Origin of the sequence: Micromonospora sp. ALFpr18c (assembly GCF_008868155.1) — a bacterium.
GTDB lineage: Bacteria > Actinomycetota > Actinomycetes > Mycobacteriales > Micromonosporaceae > Micromonospora.
The window spans coordinates 12,931-28,683 of record NZ_WBKR01000063.1 but is presented as its reverse complement, the minus strand read 5'-3'; the positions used below and the strand labels follow the sequence as shown (position 1 = coordinate 28,683).

General features: G+C 70.7%; 15 protein-coding genes, 1 tRNA gene and 2 pseudogenes. 10 read left to right on the top strand and 8 right to left on the bottom strand.

From position 1 onward, the window contains the following. Positions 1 to 791: hypothetical protein (locus tag F8271_RS13990; protein WP_151490133.1), on the top strand; the 791-nt coding region annotated here is incomplete at its 5' end. Here F8271_RS13990 and F8271_RS13985 read toward each other — a convergent pair. Then, positions 752 to 1,522, bottom strand: coding sequence for a CPBP family intramembrane glutamic endopeptidase (locus tag F8271_RS13985; RefSeq protein WP_151490131.1), 771 nt, complete (start codon positions 1,520 to 1,522; stop codon positions 752 to 754). The genes F8271_RS13990 and F8271_RS13985 overlap by 40 nt on opposite strands. A gap of 146 nt (positions 1,523 to 1,668) precedes the next feature. Here F8271_RS13985 and F8271_RS13980 point away from each other — a divergent pair, with 146 nt between their 5' ends. Continuing rightward, positions 1,669 to 2,784, top strand: a complete 1,116-nt coding sequence (locus F8271_RS13980; RefSeq protein ID WP_151490129.1) for a globin domain-containing protein — start codon at positions 1,669 to 1,671, stop codon at positions 2,782 to 2,784. Between the two features lie 70 nt (positions 2,785 to 2,854). On the opposite strand, the gene F8271_RS13975 is transcribed toward F8271_RS13980, so the two are convergent. Continuing rightward, complete coding sequence (locus tag F8271_RS13975; protein WP_151490127.1) at positions 2,855 to 4,384, bottom strand: peptide deformylase; 1,530 nt, start codon at positions 4,382 to 4,384, stop codon at positions 2,855 to 2,857. An 81-nt stretch (positions 4,385 to 4,465) separates the two neighbouring features. Between F8271_RS13975 and F8271_RS13970 the strand changes: the two genes are divergently transcribed. The 3 genes from F8271_RS13970 (at position 4,466) to F8271_RS13960 (ending at position 7,011) form a co-directional block, all read left to right on the top strand. Next, positions 4,466 to 5,080 carry a SigE family RNA polymerase sigma factor gene (locus F8271_RS13970; protein WP_370461902.1) on the top strand — a complete coding sequence of 205 codons (615 nt, stop codon included), beginning with the start codon at positions 4,466 to 4,468 and terminating at the stop codon, positions 5,078 to 5,080. Next, the gene (locus F8271_RS13965) at positions 5,077 to 5,982 is read left to right on the top strand and encodes a DUF3108 domain-containing protein (RefSeq protein ID WP_151490124.1); all 906 of its coding nucleotides are present in this window, start codon (positions 5,077 to 5,079) and stop codon (positions 5,980 to 5,982) included. The genes F8271_RS13970 and F8271_RS13965 overlap by 4 nt, the downstream gene beginning before the upstream one ends. 249 nt (positions 5,983 to 6,231) lie before the next feature. Then, a complete protein-coding gene (locus F8271_RS13960; RefSeq protein WP_151490122.1) occupies positions 6,232 to 7,011 on the top strand; it encodes an IucA/IucC family C-terminal-domain containing protein in 780 nt (259 codons plus the stop codon). A 4-nt stretch (positions 7,012 to 7,015) separates the two neighbouring features. Here F8271_RS13960 and F8271_RS13955 read toward each other — a convergent pair whose 3' ends face one another. Further along, a complete protein-coding gene (locus tag F8271_RS13955) occupies positions 7,016 to 8,908 on the bottom strand; it encodes a hypothetical protein (protein ID WP_225854514.1) in 1,893 nt (630 codons plus the stop codon). A 212-nt stretch (positions 8,909 to 9,120) separates the two neighbouring features. Between F8271_RS13955 and F8271_RS13950 the strand changes: the two genes are divergently transcribed. Beyond that, entirely contained in the window at positions 9,121 to 9,831 is a 711-nt protein-coding gene (locus tag F8271_RS13950) for a class I SAM-dependent methyltransferase (RefSeq protein WP_151490121.1), read from the top strand. Positions 9,832 to 9,880: 49 nt separating this feature from the next. Here the strand turns inward: F8271_RS13950 and F8271_RS13945 are convergent, their stop codons facing one another. Then, positions 9,881 to 10,423, bottom strand: a complete 543-nt coding sequence (locus F8271_RS13945) for a YbhB/YbcL family Raf kinase inhibitor-like protein (RefSeq protein ID WP_151490119.1) — start codon at positions 10,421 to 10,423, stop codon at positions 9,881 to 9,883. Between the two features lie 144 nt (positions 10,424 to 10,567). Between F8271_RS13945 and F8271_RS32385 the strand changes: the two genes are divergently transcribed. Next, positions 10,568 to 10,723, top strand: a complete 156-nt coding sequence (locus F8271_RS32385) for a hypothetical protein (protein WP_192580280.1) — start codon at positions 10,568 to 10,570, stop codon at positions 10,721 to 10,723. Positions 10,724 to 11,171: 448 nt separating this feature from the next. On the opposite strand, the gene F8271_RS13940 is transcribed toward F8271_RS32385, so the two are convergent. Both F8271_RS13940 and F8271_RS13935 read right to left on the bottom strand, forming a co-directional pair. Then, positions 11,172 to 11,537 (bottom strand): hypothetical protein, encoded by a 366-nt coding sequence (locus F8271_RS13940; RefSeq protein ID WP_151490118.1) that lies wholly within the window; start codon positions 11,535 to 11,537, stop codon positions 11,172 to 11,174. 707 nt (positions 11,538 to 12,244) lie between these two features. After that, positions 12,245 to 12,331: transfer RNA gene (locus tag F8271_RS13935), tRNA-Ser, on the bottom strand. A 255-nt stretch (positions 12,332 to 12,586) separates the two neighbouring features. Here F8271_RS13935 and F8271_RS13930 point away from each other — a divergent pair. Next, positions 12,587 to 13,564 (top strand): NAD(P)H-quinone oxidoreductase, encoded by a 978-nt coding sequence (locus F8271_RS13930; RefSeq protein ID WP_151490117.1) that lies wholly within the window; start codon positions 12,587 to 12,589, stop codon positions 13,562 to 13,564. Here the strand turns inward: F8271_RS13930 and soxR are convergent. Continuing rightward, positions 13,547 to 14,002 (bottom strand): redox-sensitive transcriptional activator SoxR, encoded by a 456-nt coding sequence (soxR, locus tag F8271_RS13925; protein WP_151490116.1) that lies wholly within the window; start codon positions 14,000 to 14,002, stop codon positions 13,547 to 13,549. The two genes, F8271_RS13930 and soxR, sit on opposite strands and share 18 nt — an antisense overlap. 59 nt (positions 14,003 to 14,061) lie before the next feature. Between soxR and F8271_RS13920 the strand changes: the two are divergent. Together F8271_RS13920 and F8271_RS13915 are read left to right on the top strand one after the other, a co-directional pair. Continuing rightward, a pseudogene (locus tag F8271_RS13920) lies at positions 14,062 to 14,618 on the top strand (transketolase); the annotation flags it as partial. Between the two features lie 5 nt (positions 14,619 to 14,623). Next, positions 14,624 to 14,860: pseudogene (locus F8271_RS13915) on the top strand (transketolase); the annotation flags it as partial. 93 nt (positions 14,861 to 14,953) lie between these two features. Here F8271_RS13915 and F8271_RS13910 read toward each other — a convergent pair. Continuing rightward, positions 14,954 to 15,661, bottom strand: coding sequence for a glycosyltransferase family 2 protein (locus tag F8271_RS13910; protein ID WP_151490115.1), 708 nt, complete (start codon positions 15,659 to 15,661; stop codon positions 14,954 to 14,956). Positions 15,662 to 15,753: the final 92 nt, after the last annotated feature.

Below are 15,753 nucleotides of genomic sequence, written 5' to 3'. Positions count from 1 at the left end.
AGGCCACCCCACCCAAGGCCACCGCGCCGAAGAAGCGCACCCCAAGACCCACACCAGAGGCCAGCCCGGAAACGGCCAGCCCGGAAACGGCGTCCCCAGCCACCCCAGGGGCGCTCTCACCGCGTACCCCGGAATCTGACCTGCGCGCGGTGGCCGCGCGCCTGCGCGACCACCCGGGCTTCGCTCCGGAGCTGCTGGCGCTGTCGGCGGTGGAGTCGCTCGGGCCCGGCGCGGCCGACTGGGCCGAGCGGCTGCGGACCCGCTACCCGGACGCGTCGGCGGACGGCCTGGCGCGGCTGGCGACCCGGCGGTTCGTGCGGTCGGCGGGCGCGGGCGGGGCCGCGGCCGCGCTGGCCGGGCTCTTCGCGCCGTTGGCCGAGTTGGCCTCGGTGCTGTGGACCCACTCGAACCTGGTGCTGCACCTGGCGGCGGCGTACGGCAGGGATCCGGCCCATCCGGACCGGGCCGCCGAGCTGCTGGTGCTGACCCGGGTGCATCCGGATCCGGAGAGCGCGCGTGCCGCGTTGGCCGCCGCTCGGGCGGCGGACGACCCGGTCGAGGGTGCGTGGCCGCGGGCGGCGGAGGCCGCCTGGCGGCTGGCGGCGCCCCTCACCGCGCAGGCCGGTGGGTGGCTGGCGTTGCGTCTGGCGTCACGGCTGTTGCCGGGGGCGGCGGTGCTCGCCGCGGCGCTGGGCGACGCGGCGGCGGCGGACCGGCTCGCGGCCCGCGCGGTGGCCGCCTACCGGCCGCGTCAGAGCCAGTCGAACCACTCCCGGGGCAGCAGCGCGTAGCCGACGAAGGCCACCACGTCGAGCAGGGTGTGGGCGATGACCAGCGGCATCACCCGCCGGGTACGCAGGTAGAAGAGGCTGAAGATCACGCCCATCACCGCGTTGCCGACGAACGCGCCGAAGCCCTGGTAGAGGTGGTACGACCCGCGCAGCAGCGCACTGGCCGCGATGATCGCGGCGAGCCGCCACTGGAGCTGACGCAGCCGGGTGACCAGGTAGCCGACCACGATCACCTCCTCCAGCACGGCGTTCTGCACGGCGGCGAGGATCAACACGGGGACCGCCCACCAGACCTGCGGCAGCGCGGCCGGCACCAGCGTCGCGTTGAGGCCGAGCTGGGCCGCGACGAAGAACAGCGCCAGCCCGGGCAGGCCGATCAGCGCGGCGAGGCCGGCACCGCGCGCCAGGTCCTGGCCGGGCCGCCGGGCGTCCAGGCCGAGGGTCCGCGCCGGGTCGCCGGGGTCACGGCTGAGCAGGTGTACGGCGAGCAGCACCGGCAGCAGCGCGAACACGATGCCGAGCAGCTGGTACGTCAGGTCCAGCCAGGGGCGGGCCGACGCCGAGGTGTTCAGCGAGGCGGTCTGCTTGGAGAGCGGCCCGTCGGCGGTCAACTTCGCGATGATCGACACCACCGCGTAGACCGCGGACTGGCCGAGGGACAGGCCGAGGACCAGCAGCGTCTCGGTCCCCAGGAGCCGGCGGGACACCGGGCGGGTCAGCTCAACGGTCACCGCACCACTCTGCCCGACGGGCCGCCGCCCTGGCAGGGCCGACCGGCCGGCGTGAACCGATCGCACATTCTGTGCGACCGATCGACACTCTCCGTGGACATTCTATGGGCGCCCGATCCGCTGCCGTCTGGAGAAGGAGCGCCCTCGTGGATGACGTCGCGCGGCTGCTGAAGGAGAGCTGGACCCTGGTCGAGGAGGACCGGGACCGGCTCAGCGGGCACTTCTACGCCCGGTTGTTCCTGCTCGACCCCGCCCTGCGTCAACTTTTTCCGGTGCAGATGACCGGCCAGGGTGACCGCCTGTTGGAAGCGATCATCACGGCCATCCACGCGGTGGACGACCCGGAGAGCTTCGACGAGTTCCTTCGAGCGCTGGGCCGTGACCACCGTAAGTACCACGTTGACGACCGGCACTACGCGACGATGGGCGTCGCGCTGCTGGACGCGCTGCGCAGCACCGCCGGCGACGGATGGAACCTGGAGTACGACCAGGCGTGGCGGGACGCATACGCGGCGATATCGGCGAAGATGATGGCCGGGGCGGCGGCCGACGACAACCCGCCGTTCTGGCACGCCGAGGTGCTGACCCACGAGCGGTACGGCCCGGACACGGCCGTGCTGACCTGCCGGGCGTTGCAGCATCCGCTGCGCTGGGAGGCCGGGCAGTACGTCAGCCTGGAGGTGCCGCGGCACCACCCCCGGGTGTGGCGGACGTACTCGGTGGCGAACGCCCCGAACGACGACAACATCCTGGAGTTCCACGTGCGGACGCCGGGCGCGGGCTGGGTGTCCGGTGCGTTGGTCCGCCGGGTCCAGCCGGGTGACCTGCTGCGGCTGGCCGCGCCGATGGGTTCGATGATCCTGGACCGGTCGTCGGAACGGGACATCCTCTGCGTGGCCGGCGGGGTCGGGCTCGCGCCGATCAAGGCGCTGGTGGAGGAGTTGGCCTCCTACAACCGGACGCGGTGGGTGCACGTCTTCTACGGCGCCCGGCAGGCGGCCGACCTGTACGGCCTGGCCGGGTTGCAGGAGTTGATGGCCGTACACCCGTGGTTGTCGGTGACGGCGGCGTGCAGCGACGACCCGGACTTCGACGGCGAGGTGGGTGACATTCCGGACGTGGTGGCCCGCTACGGCCCGTGGACCACCCACGACTGCTACGTCTCCGGCTCGGCCCGGATGGTCCGGTCCACGCTGCGGGTGCTGGCCGCGGACGACGTGCCGCCCCCGCACATCCGCTACGACACCTTCGGCGACCTCTAGACGTTCCTCCCCCCACACCGGGGCGCGTGCCCCTGCCCCCTGGGGCGCGCGCCCCGGTCCCCCTCGTTGGTCAGTACCGCCAGGGTTGCCCGGTCTCCCGGTATTCCTCCACCGGCACGAGCGGCACGCCGGGTGCCATCCGGTCGACGTAGAGCCGGCCCTCCAGGTGGTCGATCTCGTGTGCGACGAGCCGGGCCATGCCGAACTCGAACGAGGTGATGATCCGGCTGCCGTCCCACTGGGCGTGCTCCACGTCCAGTCGCAGCGGCCGGGGCACCAGACCCCGGTGGTCGAAGAAGGAGAGGCAGCCCTCGTACTGCTCGTCGGTGTCCGGGTCGCCGTCGACGACCCGGGGGTTGAGCAGCACGACCGGCTCGGCCGCCCGGTCCGGAGGCCGCACCACGGCCGCCGCCCGGCCGATGCCGAGCTGCGGAGCGGCGACACCCACCCCCTTGCTGAACGGGTGCAGCTCGTCGAGCCGGACCACGACCGCGGTCAGCCGGTCGACGATGTCCCGGGCCACCTGTTCCTCGGCGGGCAGGTCGAACGGGCGGGCCCGCTGGCGGAGCAGGTCGGCGCCGCGCTGGACGATGCCGATCCCGCGCATCCGGTCGCTGGGCCGCACCCGGGTCCCGACGGTGTCGACGTCCGGTTCGGTGTCCGGGCGGGCGCGGAGGCGCCACTGCATCCGGTAGCGGGCGTTCAGCGGAGGGTCGTCGGTCTGCCAGTCGAAGATCGCCCGGTCGCCCTCGTCGTGTCGCTGCGGCGCCGTACGCAGCGGGCCCTCCTCCGCCGAGAGCGAGGTTTCCACGCCCCAGACCTGCGGGTCGAGCGCCGCCGGCAGGTCGAGACGTACGGCGAGGTGCCGGGTGGGCAGGCGGACGGCCCGCTGGAACCACGGCCCCCACTTGTCCTGCCCGACGCTGTACGCGTACTCGATGGTGGCCCGGTCGCCGGGGTAGAGCGGGAAGCGCCGCTCACCGTTCTCGAAGAGCAGCCAGATCTCCTTGAACGCGTCCCGGTCGTGTTTGGCCCGCCAGTGCATCGGCTCCGGGTCGCCGCCGCCGTCGTCGCGGCGGGCCTGTAGTTGCAGCTCGGCGAAGGTGAGGGGGTGCTCCCGGTGGTGCCGGTTGGAGCGGCCGGGGTCGTTCGGGTAGCGGTCGACGGCGACCCGGACCAGGTAGCGGGTGACCGGCTCGGTGCCGGCGTTGTACAGCTCACGGTGGATGACGCACCGGTAGCCGCCGTCGGTGTGGACGAGGGTGGCCGTTTCCCGCTCCACCACGAGACCGGTGCCGGGTGGCAGCCACTGGCCGGGAAGGGGTGACTCCCGTGGCGGTTGGCCGGAGCGGGCGTGGCGGACGTCGTCGTACTCCCGGAAGCGCTGCCAGATCGCGCCGCCGGCCTCCAGGACGGACTCGGCGCGGCGGGCGAAGTCCTCGGTGGGGCGGTGCCGGCGCCCTTCGACGTGGCTGACGTAGGACGGGTCGAACCCCATCAGGATGGCCAGTTGCTTTTTGGACAGCCCTCGCCCGGTCCGCTGTCGGGCGAGCTCGGCAGCGAAGGAGTCGGCAGCCCGATCGAGGGGGGAGATCGTCATCGGCTTCCTCGTGGCCGGGAGTATTAGTTTCACGTTCCGTGGCCGAGCGCACACGTATATGGCACCTTGCCGACACACCGCTTGACAATCCAGCGAGGGACGTCGATCCTGCCGCCCCTTCTTGTCACGGCCGACGTTGCTGGCAACCCCCGGCCGGCCGGCGGAGTTCTTTCTTCCGTGAGAGTTGATGCGAGTTTCGACACGTTCGTCGAACAGAGGTCCGCAGCGCTCCTGCGCCTCGCGTACCTCCTCACCGGGGACCGTGGCCACGCAGAGGACCTGCTGCAGACGGCCCTGCTCCGTACGATGCGTCGCTGGCCGAAGGCCCGTGACGCACCTGAGCCGTACACCCGGCAGGTGATGGTCAATCTGTCTCGCGACCGGATCAGGGCTCTTCTGCGGCGCCCCCGGGAGACGGCGCTGCCGGACAACCCCGATGCGTTCCGCTCCCCCGATCCCGGATTCGACGGCATCGGGGAGCGGCAGACGGTCACCGCCGCGTTGGCGCAGCTACCGATCCGGCAGCGACAGGTGATCGTCCTCCGGTATTTCGAGGACCTGTCCATCGAGCAGACGGCGGAACTCGTCGGCTGCTCGACCGGAACGGTCAAGTCGTACACCTCGCGCGCGTTGTCCCGGCTGCGCGAACTGCTCGGCGACTTTCACGAGACCCAAGAGATAAGGGCTTCCCAATGACCGCTTTCGACGACGAACAGCTGGGCCGACTGCTGGGCGACCGGCTACACGAGGAGACGTACGCGATGAACGCACCATCGGGCCTCACCGAGACCCTCCACCGCAAGAACAGGCACCGCACCCGGACCCTGGGTCTCGCCGCTGCCGTGCCGGTGATCGCCGCCGCCGCGGTGGCCGCCTCGCTGGTCCTCACTCCCGGGGGTGGCAGCAGCACCACGCCGGAGACCGCCGACATGTTCACCGTCAGCTACGTCGCCGAGCAGACCGCCACCGCACTGAGCGAACTGCCCACATACATCCGGTACGAGAAGTCCGCACACCAGGGCCGCGACGGCAAGCCGGCCAGCATGATCGAGGCCTGGAGCGACCCCACCAGCAAGCGGGAACGGCAGGACAACCAGATCTTCTTCGGCGAGACCCGCTCGTTCACCGTCGTACTGGACGGTTCCGCCGCCACCGAGTTCAACCATGACAAGAAGAAGTGGTGGACCTTCGAGGTCAACCAGCTCGGGGCCGCCGCCAGCAACCGGATCCAGTCGCTGCCGCCGGGGCTCAACCCCACCGATCTCAAGCGCGCGGTCGACAGCGGGAAGGTGACGCTTGTCGGCAAGGAGACGGTGAACGGCAAGCAGGCCCTGCACCTGCAGTGGCTGGGCGGTCCGGGCAGCGCCATGGACAAGGCGAAGGCGGCCGAGGAGTCGATGCAGATCTGGGTCGACACGAAGTCCTACCTGCCGGTACGCGTGGTCGCCAAGGGCTTCACCGGCACCACCACCAGCGACTACGAGTGGCTGCCCCGCACCACTGAGAATCAGGCGAAGCTGGAGGTCTCCCCGCCGCCCGGCTACCAGAAGCTGTCCTGCACTCCGACGCCGGCCAAGGACTGCGGCCTGAACGACTGAGCGCGCTGCCGAGGCCCCGGATCGCGGTACGTGATCCGGGGCCTCACCTGTCGTCCCGGTCTGGGGGCCGATGCCGGAATCGCCGCAGGGTTGCCGCCGGGTTGCCGCCGGAAACTTGTCGCCCACGTTCCGACACTCACTTAGACCAGCCGGCTTTGTTAGGCTAGCCTTAGCTCAGGACGGCACGTGTCGTCCGCCGGGGCACGCTCCCGGTCAGTCGGACGGGGGACGACTCAGGTGACAGCGGTGATGCCGAGGCGGGACGTGACCGCCACGCCGCTCGCCCCCGTCACCGCGGCCCTGCGTTCCATGTTCGGCACCGACGACCTGCCCGGGCTCGCCCGGGGCCTGCTGGTCGACGACGAGTTCGGCTGGGCGCCCGCCACCACCCTGATTGACGGCAGCCGGCTGCCGGAGCTGCTGCGCGCCGCCGCCGTCCGCTGGGGCGGCACCCCGCATGCCTGCGCGGCGCTGGCCTGGAAGTCGTACAGCTACTGGACGGCGCTTCCGGTCGTGCTCGGCTGGGCCTCGGCCCGCCGGGTGCCCCTGCTCGACCCGGCCGACGTGCTGATCCACTTCGAGGACCACCGCCCTCTGCTCACGCTGGGCCTGCGGCGCAGCACCGCCGTGGCGGTCCTGCCGAGCGACCCGCTGGCGCTCGCCGGCCTGCCGGAGGTCCGCGTCGTCGCCGACGAGGCGGAGCTGCTGGCCGTGTTGCGGGCCTCCCTGCTCGACGCCCACCTGGCTCCGCTGATCACGGCGATCCAGGCGGAGGTCCGGGTGGGCACCCGTACGCTGCTCGGATCGGTGGCCTCCGGCATCGCGCACGGCATCCTGCGTGCCGCGGACGGGCTGCCCGGTTCCACGGTGCAGAGCATCGACACCCTGCTCGGCGCGCTCGACCTGGCCGACCTGGTCGAGCTGGTGCCGGGGCCGGGCGGCGAGCCGAGTGTGCAGCGACGCACCTGCTGCCTCGCGTTCACGCTGCCCAGCCCCAAGGTGTGCCAGGGCTGCTGCGTCCGGAGCTGACACCTCAGTCGGTCAGCTGCCGCACGTCCCACACCCACACGCCGCCGGTGAAGACCGGCTGGATCCCGGTCAGCTCGGTCATCCCCCGGCGCAGTGCCGCCTCGTGCTCGTGCGGCCCGAGGATGACCACCCCGGCCCGCCAGTAGCGCAGATCATCGACCGCCTTGACCCGGCTCTGTGGCGTGATCGGTGGCACGGCTCCGGTGCGCCGGATGGTGGCGAAGAAGCTGCTGGTGGGGCGGGGAGGGGCACCGAACAGCGCGACCTTCGGCGCCTCGGCGTTCGGCCGGGTGTCCGGGCCGAGGAAGTAGCCGCGGGCCAGCGGCATGTCCAGCCGGGTCACCGCGGACCAGCGCAGCGGCTCCGCGTAGTTGGTGTCCGGCAGCGGCAGGGTCACCACACTGCGCCCACCCGTCACATAGGGCCGCCACGCCCCACTCGTCACGAAGGACGGGCCGGGGTCGAGGTCGACCACGGGCAGCGGGGTCGGCAGGATCGGCAGCAGGGCCATGGTGAGCACGGTGGCGGTGGCGAAACGGATCTGCGGCCGGGCAGCGGGGTGCGAGCGGGCCAGCTCACGAGCGCGCTCGGCACCGTACGCGAGCAGCAACCCGACGATCGGGGTGATCGCCAACGCCCACCGGGTCGGCACCACCGAGTGCAGGATCGGCAGGTTCTCCAGCGCCGCCCACGGCCCCGGCACCCCGGTGCCCCGACCGTCGAAGCGGACCTCCCGGCCCAGCGAGAGCACCGCGAAGAGCAACCCGAGCGCGCCCAACGCGAGCACCACGATCGATCGGCGCATCCACCAGACCAGGGCGATCGCCAGCACCAGCAGCGCCCAGCCGAAGAAGCTGTTCTCCTCGGTCGGGTTCTTGGCCAGGCCCGCCGCGGTGCGGGGGCTGCCGGCGAGGGACTCCCGGGAGTACGCGACGAACGAGGCGAGGTCGCTGGAGTAGCCACGGATCAGGCGGGACAGCCCGGAGTAGGCGCCCGGTCCGAAGAACTGCACGTACAGCGGGTACGCCAGCAGGACACCCGCGACCACCGCGGCGACGGCCAGGCCGGCGAGGAACGGCCGCGCCCGCGCCCGTAGGGCCGGGCGGCCGAGGGCGAGTACGCCGACGACCACGCCGAGACCGATCGCGGTCATCAGCAGGATCTCCAGGTTGAGGAACGCCTGCCAGACGATCACCAGCGCGAGCAGGACGCCGTTGCGGAGCCAGCGGCCGGGCTCGCCGAGACGCAGCGTGCGCCAAATGATCAAGGGGACGACGAACTGCGACACGATGTTCGGGTGTCCGTTGGCGTGCGACACCATGGCCGGCGCGAACGCGCAGAAGCCGGCACCCAGCCAGGCCGGGCCTCGGGCACCGATCAGGACCCGGGACAGCAGGAGGTACCAGGCGGTGGCGGTGGCAATCATTCCGAGGGTGAGAAAGGCCAGGAAACTCGCGCGTGGCCCCAGGAGCAGGGTGACCGGCGTCATTGGCAGCGAAATGGATAATACGGACGTATTCGCCATCAGATTCACGCCGTCCGGCACGTTCATCCGGTCCGAATGAAAAGGGTAGGCAAAATGCGTGACGACCCGCGCACCGTGCGCCATCATCCATTCGAACTGCGACTGATCGGACCGGTTGTCCCGCACCCCGCTGCCCGGGTCCAACCAGAGCCGCCCGGTGACCCAGAAACCGAGCGCCACGAAGCTCAGCACCGCGACCAGGTCGGCCCGCTTCCCGTTGCGGCGCAACGGCGCACCGTCGTCGACCGCGCCCGCTGTCGACCGTGTGGCTGGGCCGCCGTCGGGCACGGGCGAGCGGTCGCGCGGGGCAGCCGGACCCTCGCCGGACACAGCCGGACCCTCGCCGCGCGCGTCCGGTTCAGGAGTAGTCATGACAATTCGTAGGGTAGCCAGCGTATGACGTGGCCGTGACATGTTTCGGGGTACTGCCGTACTATGTGCCGGGTTCGCCGACCGCCGATCACGTGCCCACCCCCCGACCACAATTCGGCTACCCCGATGCCCCGATTCTTCTGCCGTCCCAGTGGATGATTCACTCTGTCGGTCCAGGCACGGGTCGAGTTCATATCGTGAGGAATCGACGCATGGCAGAAATCACTGGGGATCAGCGCGTCCAGTCCGAGGTGCTGGAGGGCCTGGCGACAGCTGTCAACCACCGTCGCTGGTTCGTCGAACTGGCGGTGCCGTACCTCGGCGACGACCCGATCGAGATCGGCAGCGGTCTCGGTGACTACGCGCTGGAATGGTCACAGCGGCTGCCCCGGTTCACCGCCACGGAGGCCGACCCGGACCGGCTGGTGCAGCTCAAGGAACGCCTCGCCGACCAGCCGAGCATCGATGTCCGACAGATGCTGCTGCCGCACAACGACCAGGGGCACTACAGCGCCGCGGTCTCGTACAACGTGCTGGAGCACATCGAGGACCACGTGGGCGCGCTGCGCAGCATGCGTGACCTGGTCCGGCCCGGTGGCGCGGTGATCATCATCGTGCCGGCGTTCCAGTTCGCCATGAGCCCGGCGGACATCGCCACCGGCCACGTCCGCCGGTACACCAAGAAGACGCTCGGTACGGCGATGACCGAGGCCGGCCTGACCGTGGAAAAGATCCACTACGCGAACGCGCTCGGGTTGATCGGCTACTTCATGGCCACCAAGGTCTTCCGGCTCATGCCGAAGGAGGGCCCGATAGTCAAGGTGTACGACACTCTGGTCCTGCCCGCCACCAAGGCCGCCGAACAGCTCGTGCACCCCCCGTTCGGCCAGTCCGTCTTCGCCGTAGCCCGCGTCCCCGCCTGACGCCACCCCGCGATCTTGCACTTGGAGTGCAAGATCGCGGGGGCATGGATCATTCCTTGATCTGGTACGTGGGGCGGATTACCGCCCTGGCCAGGGTGTGGAAGGTCAGGTTGAAGCCGACGTAGGCGGGGCTCGCGTCGGGGGTCAGGTCGAGGCGGTCGACGTCCAGGGCATGCACCGCGAAGACGTACCTGTGGGGCCGGTCTCCGGGCGGCGGCGCGGCGCCTCCGTAGCCCTGCTCGCCGTAGTCGTTGCGGACGGAGAACGCGCCGCCGACGTCCGTGCCGGCCGCGCCGCCGGCGCCGGTGGGCAACTGGGTGACGTCGACGGGCACGTTCACCAGCAGCCAGTGCCAGAAGCCGCTGCCGGTCGGCGCGTCCGGGTCGTAGCAGGTGACGGTGAAGCTCTTGGTCTCGGCGGGGAAGTCCGACCAGGTCAGCTGCGGCGAGACGTTCTCACCGCCGGCGCTGCCGTGCGCGTGCCGGACGTCCATCGGCTCGCCGTTCTGCACGTCGTCGCTGGTCAGCGTGAACGAGGGAACGGTCGGCAGCAGCTCGTACGGGTCCGGGGCGATCGGTCGTTCCAGGGTCATCGGGACGCGTCCTTCCGGAGTGGGCAGATACCTGCCTCTTCATACCCCTTTCCCCGCTGCGGAACGACCGATTGTGGGGGGTGTGCCGGATCACGGGGCGACGGTTAGGGTGATGTCCCTGCACCATTCCACGGGGGAAATTTCTTGCTCAGCATCTGGCGGGACTTTCTGGTCGCCGCCGTCGGCGCCCTGCGCAAACCGGACGAGCACGCGCTCGCCGAGGAGCGTCGCCGCGCCGTCGAACGGCTCGCCGACACGACGATCCGCGAGGCCCGACGGGACGAGCCCGAGGGTACGTAGCCGTCGGCGATCAACGGGTCCAGGAACGAAGCGTTCGTACAACTCGCCCGCTGGGATGGTCGGCAACTCCGTCACCGCCACCGCTCGCACCGCCGTCCTGGCGGTGGTGGGCATCTCCCCAATCATCGGCCCGCACCGGATTCGGGCCTGTCGGCGGACTGGTCACGAGCGGCGTCCTCCCGCCTCAGGGCGCGGCGGCCTAGCCGCTGCCCCTCCGGGTCAACGGCCAACCGCACCACCAACTACCGGGAGTGAGTTGCTGATCGGACATGGAGGCACCTCGCAGCATCGGGCACATCGCGTACCCCGACCATACGCAGCAATGAGATGTCCGTCGATGAGCGGAGGGTGTGGGATTCGAACCCACGAACGGCTCAACGACGCTCGCCACTGCCGCACCGGCCGTACAATCTGCGAACTCCTGAGCCGGAACAGTCTGTCGGAAATCCTAGGCGGGACTGAGGAACACCTTGTCGAGATCGGGCATTTGGTCAGTTTCGTGGTAGAACCTGAAACTCACTGGCCCTGCCGTCAGATCGACAGGGAAGGTGAAGACCTTCGGCGTCAGCCAATCGCCTCCACCCGCCACCGTGAACGTTCGCGGGCTCGCACCGTTGACGCCGACCTTGAGAGGCCGCGAAACGGCACTTTCGTAGGAGACCGACACGTTCCATCGTCCCGCTACGGCGACAGCGGTGTGGACCACGAGATAGTTGCTTCCCCCGAGGTAGATGACCTTGGCACCGCCCTCGCAGGTCGGACACTTCCCCACCAGTGCGCCGTGCAGCTCGTTACCCGGGTCCTCCGCCTGCACGGCGACCGGACTGGCCGCTGGAAACGGGGGCGGAGTGGGCGACGCCGGTCGTGGCGTGGCACCTGCCGCAGCTCGCGGCGTGACCGGTGACCCCGATCCGGCCGGGGTGGGCACAGCCGCAGCCGAAACGGTAGTCGCCGAGGGTGTCGGTGACGATTCGGATGTGGCGGACCCCCCAGGGGTGGGGGTGGCCGCCGGCGGGGTGGCGAGGGCCGGACCGGAGGCGACCTGGTCGGGCGCGCCGCCGGTCATCCAGGGCAACACGACGGCTTGGCCGGTTGTGTGATCGGGACGTGCGCTGAGGCTGACCGCGAGGACGGCCAGAAGCGCGCCGAGGAATCCGGCGGTGAACGCGAAACGCCGCGGACCGGACCAACCCCGCACATTCGCCCGACGCGCGCCCTGATACCTGTCGCTTCCACCACCCGAACCCGGGCGGACCCGCCGCGCGTTGATCCTATCGATCACTGCTGTTTGCTGTTGCTGGTTCTTGCCAGCTTCTGTGCCCATACCGACGTCCCCTCGACCAGGCCCAGTGCTGGGCATTCGGCTAAGAGGACGGACAAAGGCACCGGCAGGTTCACCCAACCTGCGAATGTAACGTCGCTGTCGGACCTGTTCGCGCGCACGCCATCAGGGCGTAAAGAAAGCTCGCTGACGGTCTCGGAGACACCACCGGCTGCGAACCAGCGCTACGCGGCGATCGGCGGAGGGTGTGGGATTCGAACCCACGAAGACATCGCTGCCTTACCGGTTTTCAAGACCAGCGCCATCGGCCACTAGGCGAACCCTCCCGGACCACCACCCGTGAGTGCGCGGCCATGAACAGTCTGCCACGGCACTCGCCGGCAGGCTCAGCGTCCCTCCCCGAAAGCGCCGGCCAGACCGCAGCGGCGACGTCCACTGTGGCGTGATCGACTCGGGATCCCTGAAACCGGGGCGTCCCGACGACTCCGATGGCCCGGTTTCCTGCAACCCGAGTTGATCAAGCGCCGACCCGACCCGGGGGTGCGCCTGCGGCGGGGAGCGCGGCGGGTGAGACTGGGGGCATGCGAGCCATCACCGTTACGCAGCCCGGTGGACCCGACACGCTGGTCTGGGCCGAGGTCCCCGATCCCGAGCCCGGCCCCGGCGAGGTGATCGTCCGAGTCCGGGCCAGCGGCGTCAACCGTGCCGACCTGCTGCAACGGCAGGGGCACTATCCACCGCCGCCGGGCGCGCCCGCGTACCTCGGTCTGGAGTGTTCCGGGGTGATCGACGCGATCGGCCCGGAGGTGACCGGATGGGCGGTCGGCCAGGAGGTCTGCGCGCTGCTGGCCGGCGGCGGGTACGCCGAGCGGGTGGCGGTCCCCGCCGGCCAACTGCTGCCCGTGCCGGCGGGCGTGGACCTGGTCGACGCCGCGGCGCTGCCGGAGGTGGCCTGCACGGTCTGGTCGAACGTGGTGGGGGTGGGCCGGCTCGGTGCCGGCGACACGCTGCTGGTGCACGGCGGGGGCAGCGGGATCGGCACGTTCGCGGTCCAGTTCGGGGCGGCGCTCGGTGGCACGGTGCTGGCGACCGCCCGCACGGCGAAGCATTCCCGGCTGCGTGAGCTGGGCGCTGCGCACACGATCGACTACCGGGAGCAGGACTTCGTCGAGGAGGTCCGCAAGGCCACCGACGGTCACGGCGCGGACGTCATCCTCGACATCGTGGGCGCGTCCTACCTGGGGCGCAACGTCGCCGCGTTGGCGACCGGCGGCCGGCTCGTGGTGATCGGGATGCAGGGTGGCCGCAAGGCCGAGCTGGATCTCGGGGCGTTGCTGGCCAAGCGGGCCAGCGTGTCGGCGACCGCGCTGCGCTCCCGGCCGCTGGTGGAGAAGGCGGAGATCGTCCGGGGCGTACGCGATGAGGTGTGGCCGTTGGTCGCGGCCGGCGCGGTACGGCCGGTGGTGGACCGGCGGCTGCCGATGGCCGAGGCGGCCGAGGCGCACCGGCTGGTCGAGGCGAGCGACCACGTCGGGAAGGTGCTACTCACCCTCGGGTGAGGCAGGCGGCAGCAGGAGGCGGGCGCCGGGGCCTTCCTTGGCGAGGTTGTCGCCCGGGTTGTTGAGCATGCAGCGTTGCAGGGACAGGCAGCCGCAGCCGATGCAGCCGTCGAGGTCGTCGCGGAGCTTGGTGAGCAGTCGGATCTTCTCGTCGAGCCGGCCGCGCCAGCTCGCGGAGAGCCGCGCCCAGTCGGCCGGGCTGGGTGTACGTCGTTCGGGCAGCGATTCCAGCGCCTCGCGGATCTCGTCGAGTGAGACGCCGACCTGCTGGGAGATCCGGATGAAGGCGACCCGCCGCAGCTCGGCGCGGGCGTAGCGGCGCTGGTTGCCGCCGGTACGGTCGGCGCGGATCAGGCCGAGCCGCTCGTAGTAGCGCAGCGCGGACGGCGCCACCCCGGACCGGGCGGACAGATCCCCGATCGTCAATGAGTCCTGCATCACCCGGTCCTTGAGTTGAAGCGCACTTCAAGTCACAGAGTAGTGGCATGACCACGACACTCACCCCCGACACCGTCGACGCCCCGGAACGGGACCGGTTCCTGCTCTCCAAGGGGCACGTCCGGCCGCGTACTACGCGGTGCTCGCCGCCCACGGCTTCATCCCCGAGGACTGGCTCGACGACCTGGGCGGGCCGCAGAGCCGCCTCGGCCACCACCCGGACCGGGTGCTGGTGCCGGGAGTGGAGATCAGCTCCGGCTCGCTCGGCCACGGCCTCGGGCTGGGCGTCGGCACCGCCCTCGGCCTGCGCGCGCAGGGCCTGCTCACACCCCGGGTGTACGTGCTGCTCGGCGACGCCGAACTGGACGAGGGGTCCAACCACGAGGCGATCGCCTACGCGGGCGCGACCGGCCTGGAGAGCCTGACCGCGATAGTGGTCGACAACTCGTCCGCCACGCACGGGTGGGCGGGCGGCATCGCCAGCCGGTTCACCGTCAACGGGTGGACCGCCGACACGGTCGACGGCCGCGACCACACCGCCCTGTACACGGCGCTGACCGGGCACCGGCCGGGACAACCGCACCTGGTGGTCGCCCGCGTCGAGAGGAAGGGATGACCGTCGTGCGTACCGCCTTCATCGACACCACGATCGATCTGCTCGACGAGGACCCCCGCGCCGCGCAGGTGCTGGCCGACATCTCGGTCAGCCAGTTCGCCCCGGCCGGGCAGCGGCACCCCGACCCGGGTGCTCAACGTCGGCATCCGGGAGCAACTGATGATCGGCGTGGCCGCGGCCTCGCCCTGCCCGGGCTGCGACCCATCGTGCACTCGTACGCGACGTTCCTGGTGGGCCGGGCGGACCTGCGCCGGTACGGCGACGCGGCCGACCACATCCGGTGGCACGGGCTGGACGCCGCCGGCCTGCGGCGGTCGATCAGCGGGTTCCTGGGATCAGCGCGCGGGTGACGCGACGGGACGGCGGCGGGCGCGCTCACGGCCGAGGATCCAGATCGCCTCGACGCCGTCCTTCCAGGTGATCTTCTTGCCCTCTTCGCGGCCCCGGGCCCGGTAGCTGATCGGCACCTCGTACGGGCGGATGCGGCGGCGCAGCAGCTTGCCGGTCACCTCGGCCTCCATGCCGAAGCCGCGCGAGCGCACCTCCAGCGACCGGTAGAGCGCCACCGGCATCAGCTTGAAGCAGGTCTCCAGGTCACCGATGTACGAGTTGAACAGCACGTTGGCCGCCATCGTGACGCCCTTGTTGCCCATCACGTACCAGAAGCTGTAGGCGCTGTGGCTGCCGAAGGTGCGATTGCCGTAGACCACCGTGGTCCGCCCGTCGAGCACCGGGTCGAGCAGCTTGGGGATGTCCTGCGGGTCGTACTCCAGGTCGGCGTCGAGGATGACCATGTAGTCGCCCTCGGCGCTGTCCACCGCGGTCTTGATGGCCGCGCCCTTGCCGGCGTTGCGCTGGTGGGTGATGACCCGCAGACGCGCGTCGTCGGCGCGACCGAGGATCTCGCCGGTGCCGTCCCGGCTGCCGTCGTCGACGACGACAAGCTCGATCTCGCAGGGATAGTCCACCGCCAATGCCTGCTTGAGGGCATCCGCGATGCGTTCTTCCTCGTTGTAGACCGGCATGAGGATCGAGAGCTTCACGGGAATCTCCACGGTGGCGACAACACGTCGGGCATAGCCTAGCCTGGCTGGTCAGCTCGACGCTGGCCGCCATCGTCGGGCGGTCGGCGTGG